Genomic DNA, 6,814 nt, shown 5'->3' on the forward strand with positions numbered 1-6,814 from the left:
CACCTCCGCAAGGGCTTTTTATGGTTTTCCATAAGTTAACTGCCATTTATACGCTAAACCCCTTATTTTATGAGCTTTATTGATCAAAAAAACTTCAATTTATCATCGGATCAGGGGGTGAAATTACGATCATCACTGCCATTTCATGTGAATCACATGTGAAAATGGTCGTATCCACCGCAAACAAGCATAAATGCGAGTCGCAGATCGTTCATTTGCACCAAGCTAGAGTAAAAGGTCTCACAACCGTTTGCCAATTCTCTTGTACGACGATGTCTGATATCAATAACCGCCTGCCCGTGATTTCACTTTGGACAAATATGCCTCAACCCCAGCCACATTTTTCTTGGTCGCCCTTTTGTAGTATTCGCCTGCCCGCACGGATGAGCAAACAAAACCAAACCCATCGCGAGGCTGTGATTACACTGCGGGAACATATTCAAACAGGTCAGTCGATCCGCATGACAGATGGGCACCCTTGCCCAACTCAAACAGTCACACCACAATTATTTTGCGAAACAGGCGGCAGCACTGGCGTGCCTAAAGTTATCAAGCGCAGTCATGCATCATGGATCACCAGCTTTAATATCAACCAAATGCTGTTCGACAGTACACAGCAAGATTGTACGGCAGTGTTTGGCGACATCGGATATTCATTGGCGCTATATGGCGTCATAGAAGCCGCGCATATCGGTGTCGACATTTGTATGCTGGCTGGCCTTCGCCCCGATACGCAATGTAAAGAGCTGCTGCGCCAAAACGCGACACTGCTCTATATCACCCCGACACAACTGGCGATGCTCTGCGCCACCAATAGAATCTGCCCGTCCGTGCGTCATATCATCATCGGCGGGGGCGCCCTGCCCGATAACTTGCGTGGCCCAGCACGCATGAGCTTTCCAAACGCAGTATTGACCCAATTCTATGGCGCATCGGAAACCAGCTTTATCACAATGGCCAATGCACAAACGCCAAACGGCTCGGTCGGCGCGCCCTACCCCGGTGTAACGTTGCGCTTCACTGATGCTTTGGGCAACGAAACCCAAAACACAGGCGAGGTCTGGGTCAAAAGCCCTTATCTGTTCGACGGATATGATCAAGGCAACAGTGTAGACACCAAAACCCAAGACGGCTTTGTTACCATCGGCGAGTTCGGTCGCTTGGATAAGGCAGGCCATCTGTTCTTGCTCGGACGCAAAAGCCGTATGGTCACTGTAGCCGACCAAAATGTGTTTCCTGAGGAAATCGAAAACTTTGTCGCAAGCCAATTTGCGCCAGAACATGTCGTCGTTTTGGCACAAGCTGATGCTTTGCGAGGCCATAGATTGACCCTAATCGTCCAAGGCGCCACAGCAACACAAGATACTATATTAAAAGCCTGTCGCGACGCATTTGGTCCGCTCAAAGCTCCGCGTCGCCTGTTAGAAATCGATCATTTACCATTGCTCACCTCGGGCAAACCCGATCTGATCACCTTGGCAAAATGGCTGGAGACCCAAACATGACACGCGCCTTTATCATCGCGGCGAAACGCAGCGCGGTTGTGCCACGAGGTGGAACCTTTGCAGGGTGCGCCTTGCACGATATCGCAGCCCCTGTGGTCATTGCGTGCCTCAAAGCTGCGGGGGTTGCGCCCGCTCAAGTGGATGAACTGATCGCCGGAAATGCGCTTGGCGCCGGCGGCAACCCTGCGCGACATGTGGCTTTGGCGGCAGGACTGCCGGAGTATGTCGCAGGGCTGACCTTAGACAGGCAATGTTGCGGCGGTTTGGATGCGCTTAATCTGGCGGATGCTTTGGTGCGATCTGGGCAGGCAAATGTTGTGATCGCGGGCGGCGTTGAAAGCTATTCACGCGCGCCTGTTCGCCATGAAACATTCGCCGATGGTCGCCCTCCGCGTCCCTACCTGCAAGCGCGCTTTACGCCTTGGCCCAATCGTGACCCCGCGATGCATGATGCCGCCGCGACCTTGGCACGCAGGCTTGGCATTTCACGCGCAGACCAAGATGTTTGGGCGATTTCCAGTCACCAAAAGGCGCTTGATGCGCAAGGCCGTATGACTCAAGAGATCACCCCAATCAACAGTCAAAATATTGATCCGTTTGCCCGCACGTTAACAGGCGCGATCACTGCGCGTGCCAAGCTTTTATCAGGGTCGATTACGGCAGCCAACACAAGCGTCGCCGCTGATGCAGCCGCCTTTTGCCTTGTGGTGTCCGAGGATATTGCCAAGGCTTATGATGGGCCAAAAGCAGAAATCGTAGCAGGTTGCACCTTGGGCGACACGCCCGATATGCCAGGGTTAGCACCCGTAAAGGCAATTAAACGCGTGTTGCACCACGCCCAAGTCACCGCAGAACAGCTTGCAATGTCCGAAATCATGGAAGCCTACGCAGTGCAAGCCATGGCATGTGTACAAGGTACTGGATTGGACGAGGCACGGGTGAATATCGGCGGGGGATCATTGGCGCGCGGGCACCCCATTGGCGCATCCGGCGCGATAAATGCAGTGCGGTTGTTTCATGAGCTGACAAAAACGGGCGGACATGGATTGGCGGCCATTGCAGCGGCAGGAGGGCTTGGCACTGCCATGATCTTGCGCGCTTAGCCGCTCGTGTCAAAGCCGCGAAATGTTGTGAACTGATCCAAATCGTCTCGCACCGTGCGAAACCGGTTCACGGGGGCAGATGTGTCTTCAACCCCCAGCGCAATTCCGCAAACCACCATTTCATCATCGTTCAATCCCAAAGCAGCATGAGCAACAGGGCCATATTTGGCAATCGCGCCAATGCCTGTCGTGCCATATCCAAGGTCATGTGCAGCCATAAACAGCGCCATCAGTGACATCCCCAGATCCATAAAACAGCCTTTGCCCATGTCTTTGTGGATGGTCACGATAATCCCCACAGGCGCATCAAAGAAGCGATAGTTTTTATCGAACTGCTGTTTGCGGCCTTCAAAATCGCGACGATCGATCCCAAGGGCTTCGTACAACGCATAGCCTGCGGCACGCTGTTTTGACTTTAAGTCAGCAGGCATTGGGTTTGGGAAATAGGAATATTCGGACGCGGGGTCTTGAAATATCGCGGCCTCACTTAAAGCCTTCGACAAATCCAAAAGCGTTGTGCCGGTCAGGGCATGAAAACGACCGGGCTGCAAATTGCCACCACTTGGTGCCAAACGTGCGGCCTTTAAAATACGCGCAACATCAGTTTTCGGCACGGGCCTTGGCAAAAACTGACGTACAGATTTCCGCGACCCTAGAGCCTCTATGATCGCGGAAGTCTTCATGCGCGTGACAACACGCTTTTTGGCCGTGCAGTGTAGAGCGCTGAAGTCACCACGCCCGCCAAGATGGCTTTGATCAAATCCCCAGGAATGAAAGCGACAACCAGCAAAGTTGCTTCAAAAATGGTTTTGTCCAGTACGATCGACATGCCAATCACACCCGCAGCATAAACGACCAAAATTCCGCCCACGACGGACCCGAAAGCTGCCGTGACGCCCAACGATCCAAAGCGCAGCTTTTCTACGATCAACCCAGTCACAAATGCGCCGATAGGCCAGCCGACCAAAAAGCCAACTGTTGGCGACGCAAAGACACCAAGGCCACCACGACCGCCCGCCAACAAAGGCAATCCCATGGCGATCAAAAGCACAACAAGCAACACCGCAAGAGCCCCGCGTTTCGCGCCCAATATAGTGCCACATAACATCACGCCCAGTGATTGGGCAGTGATTGGCACGCCAAACCCTAAGGTGACCGCGGGGATCACTCCCAATGCCGCAATCAGTGCCGCAAACAATGCGATCAATGTTAAATTTCGTTCCATGCTATGTCCTCAATCTGGTCTAAACTCCGCCACGCGCCTTGATGGCATCCGCGACATATTCTGCATCATCAATGGCCAAAACCGCAAGCGGTACAAGCGTCTGCCATTTAGGATGCTTGCCCGAACGGGCGCGCCAAGCATCAGAAAGCTGCGTGCCTTTGAATGCTAGAACAGGTGTAAAGCGCACGGCCAAGGCAATGCCAAGCTCCAATTGTTTTGTGGACAAACCAAAGCGGCGCAACGGCGTGGAAACCCGCCGCACAACCGCAATCATATCGGACAGTTTGGTGGTCAAGGTCACAAGATTAGCCATGGCCACAGCATTCAACAGTCTAAGCGAAATAGTCGCGCCTAAAGCGGCATCTTTTGTCAGACTATGCCAGATCATAACCACCGCGATAAACGGCCACAAAGTGCGAAGACGCCCCACGCCATAACGCAAAAATACGCGTCCCGGCAAAGCGTAGACCATGAGTACCAGCACAAATATACTCAGGTGAAAGGCGATACTGCTTTGCGCAAACAGCACCATCGTTGCAAAGCAAAGTCCCAAGAGTTTGGGGCCGGCAGGCCAGTTGTGGGCGCGGGTTCTAATCGGCGAGGTCAGCGATATCATCTGCCTCTCCGATCTTTTGCATCTGGTCTATAAACGCAGGCAACACCACCTCTGGCACGCCCTGCTCACGCAAAGCACCTTCATCAATCCACAACACATGATCATATGCTTTGAGCACTTCAGGATCATGCGAAATATGAATGATGGCAGATGTGATGCGCTCGAAATACCGTGCAAGCTGCATCTTAGTGGGCAGATCTAGGCCAGAAAACGGTTCATCCAAGATCACGACGCTTGGCTGCATTGCGAGCACAGACATCAAGCAGACAAGTTGCTTTTGCCCCTGTGACAGCTGATGAATGGCCGCCTTGGCCCAATGTGACTTACCGAATTCTGCCAGTGTTTTGGCTACAATGTCTGCCGTCTCGACTTTGCCAAACCCTTGTTGCAACAATCCAAAAGCGATCTCTTCTTCGACTGTTGGAAAAATGATTTGGTGATCAGGGTTTTGAAACAAAATACCCACGGTGTTGATGGCTGCTTTGCGATCTTTTGCCGGATCAATACCGTCAACCTGAACCGTGCCAGAACTCGCCTCGACCAAGCCTGCAAAAACCCGTGCCAACGTGGTTTTTCCCGACCCATTGCGCCCAACAATTCCGATGCGCCGCGCGGTGACTTGCACCGAAATATCTCGCAAGATCGATTTCTCATCGCGCATAACAACGACGTTTTTCAACGCAAACGTGGGGATATCTTGGGTCTGTTTCACCATAGCGCTGTACAAACCAGCAATCCGTGAGAGGGGCAACAGGATTTTGCCAGTCAATCAAGACTTATCAAGATGGAACATCGTCAGATTGGTCCGCCCGACTTTGGCCTGCGACGAATGGTAATTGACGCAAACGGCATTCAGAAAGGCATTCTCACCCGCGGCGAACAAACGCTGTCATTGATATTGTCAAAAGCACTTTTGTTTTCCGATGAAGACAAGATAACGGCCCCTTGAGACCCTTAAGCAAATCTTATGAAAACAACAGAGATGCGCAATCTAAAGGACCCATTTAGTGGCATTCGCACCGAAATCTCCATTCTAATTTGCCACACTCTCGGCAACACTTGTCAGCACTTGAAATTGAACAGCGCAGTCAAAGCAGCTCCCCCAAAAGGAAAACGGCCTTAGAGAGTTTCTAAGGCCGCCTAAGCAAGCTGCCTGCCAAAACTTCCCTTTTGGCATCCCCATCGGGCCATGAGACAAGTCACGTGATGGCAAATTTACGAGTCTAAAATGGCAGAACTAGGGGGCGAAATGGCAATACTTTAGGTGCCCCCTCAGGCAGAGAAAGCAAAAGGCTTCTCAAAACAGAACATTGGCCGATTCGAGGAACCGAAAAACTATTTCGATTCAGTTGGTTGCGAGCCGTCAATTCCTGACACAAAACCAATAGCCTGCGCAAGAAAGCAAAAGCGTGCGCAAGCTTGATGCGGCGAAAAATCGTATACCTTTCAGTGCATTAATATATGCTTCCATCTTTTTCAGATTTGGATTTCAACTTTTTGAAGAGACCTTGAATTCAAGTTATTCGCCAGCACGTTTGAAATAGCCATGGCGTCTGAACTGCCAAAGCGTAACGACGGAGTCGATCACAATACCACCACCAAACAACAAGGCGATACCCTGAAGGCTGGGGACGAAATACCCAGTCTGATAGGCTACAAATGCTATACCATAATAGAATATGCTCACAAAAAGCGACTGGTAGAGCATCAGATCCGTGCGGCCGACCCCATAAAAATAACTATCAAGCACATGATTAAACGCAAATACCACATAAAAAAAGAGCATCAGCAAGGCCAGATCAACAACGCGCTCGGCCTCAGGCGAGCCCATGGTCCCAGATACAAACCAAACCCACCCTGGCACGGTGAATAGCCAGACCAAAATGATCAATCCGGTCGCCACGAAATACCCGACGAACCGCCTCCCGAGCTTTCCGCCGTTATTGCCGGCATCTTGGCGCATCAGCGTTCCAAGCGTCAGAACCGGAAGCAGAAGCCATCCCCAAATGAAGCCATTTGTCACCCAGAAAAGCCCAGCCTCCTGCACTTCGTTCACCAGTCGCAAGATCATCAACGAGAAGGCAAGGTTTCTAACGCCAGACTCAAGTCCTGACCGAAGGGCAACACGAAACCAAATGCGCACCCATTCCTCGCCTCTCGTCAAGCGTGGCATGGTAATTGCTCCAAGACGGTTTAGAATAAAAAGTGATGGGATCAGTATGACCGCGCCGACAACGATGTTGGTCAGCGCGACGCCCGTAACGGCGAAGTCAAGAGACCACGAAAACTGCCCAACGAAGAGGGCATCGAAGACAATTGTGAAACCGGCACGCAACATGACAAGGAACTGGTCTTGCCACGGTTT

7 protein-coding genes are annotated in these 6,814 nt (G+C 51.8%); 2 read left to right on the top strand and 5 right to left on the bottom strand.

Translation table 11 applies throughout. From position 1 onward, the window contains the following. The first annotated feature begins 272 nt into the window (after window positions 1-272). Window positions 273-1,505: an AMP-binding protein gene (locus KO503_RS16005; RefSeq protein ID WP_215992560.1), complete on the top strand. Its 1,233-nt coding sequence runs from the start codon at window positions 273-275 to the stop codon at window positions 1,503-1,505. Continuing rightward, entirely contained in the window at window positions 1,502-2,608 is a 1,107-nt protein-coding gene (locus KO503_RS16010) for a thiolase family protein (RefSeq protein WP_215992561.1), read from the top strand. The genes KO503_RS16005 and KO503_RS16010 overlap by 4 nt, the downstream gene beginning before the upstream one ends. Here the strand turns inward: KO503_RS16010 and KO503_RS16015 are convergent. From KO503_RS16015 to KO503_RS16035, 5 genes are all read right to left on the bottom strand, one after another. After that, window positions 2,605-3,291: a nitroreductase family protein gene (locus KO503_RS16015; RefSeq protein WP_215992562.1), complete on the bottom strand. Its 687-nt coding sequence runs from the start codon at window positions 3,289-3,291 to the stop codon at window positions 2,605-2,607. The genes KO503_RS16010 and KO503_RS16015 overlap by 4 nt on opposite strands. After that, the gene (locus KO503_RS16020) at window positions 3,288-3,833 is read right to left on the bottom strand and encodes a biotin transporter BioY (RefSeq protein WP_215992563.1); all 546 of its coding nucleotides are present in this window, start codon (window positions 3,831-3,833) and stop codon (window positions 3,288-3,290) included. Before KO503_RS16020 ends, KO503_RS16015 begins: the two co-directional genes overlap by 4 nt. Before the next feature lie 19 nt (window positions 3,834-3,852). Further along, a complete protein-coding gene (locus KO503_RS16025) occupies window positions 3,853-4,449 on the bottom strand; it encodes an energy-coupling factor transporter transmembrane component T family protein (protein WP_215992564.1) in 597 nt (198 codons plus the stop codon). Further along, complete coding sequence (locus KO503_RS16030; protein ID WP_252731142.1) at window positions 4,424-5,218, bottom strand: energy-coupling factor ABC transporter ATP-binding protein; 795 nt, start codon at window positions 5,216-5,218, stop codon at window positions 4,424-4,426. The genes KO503_RS16025 and KO503_RS16030 overlap by 26 nt, the downstream gene beginning before the upstream one ends. A 750-nt stretch (window positions 5,219-5,968) precedes the next feature. Further along, window positions 5,969-6,814, bottom strand: an 846-nt coding sequence (locus KO503_RS16035; protein WP_215992565.1) for a hypothetical protein, incomplete at its 5' end; no start/stop codon positions are given.

This window comes from Pacificibacter marinus (assembly GCF_018860505.1).
GTDB lineage: Bacteria > Pseudomonadota > Alphaproteobacteria > Rhodobacterales > Rhodobacteraceae > Celeribacter > Celeribacter marinus_B.

What these genes read in the sequence shown, in the direction of transcription:
- KO503_RS16015 (WP_215992562.1), bottom strand. Translation starts at nt 3,291, where the DNA reads ATGAAGACTTCCGCGATCATAGAGGCTCTAGGGTCGCGGAAATCTGTA.
- KO503_RS16005 (WP_215992560.1), top strand. Translation starts at nt 273, where the DNA reads ATGTCTGATATCAATAACCGCCTGCCCGTGATTTCACTTTGGACAAAT.
- KO503_RS16020 (WP_215992563.1), bottom strand. Translation starts at nt 3,833, where the DNA reads ATGGAACGAAATTTAACATTGATCGCATTGTTTGCGGCACTGATTGCG.
- KO503_RS16010 (WP_215992561.1), top strand. Translation starts at nt 1,502, where the DNA reads ATGACACGCGCCTTTATCATCGCGGCGAAACGCAGCGCGGTTGTGCCA.
- KO503_RS16025 (WP_215992564.1), bottom strand. Translation starts at nt 4,449, where the DNA reads ATGATATCGCTGACCTCGCCGATTAGAACCCGCGCCCACAACTGGCCT.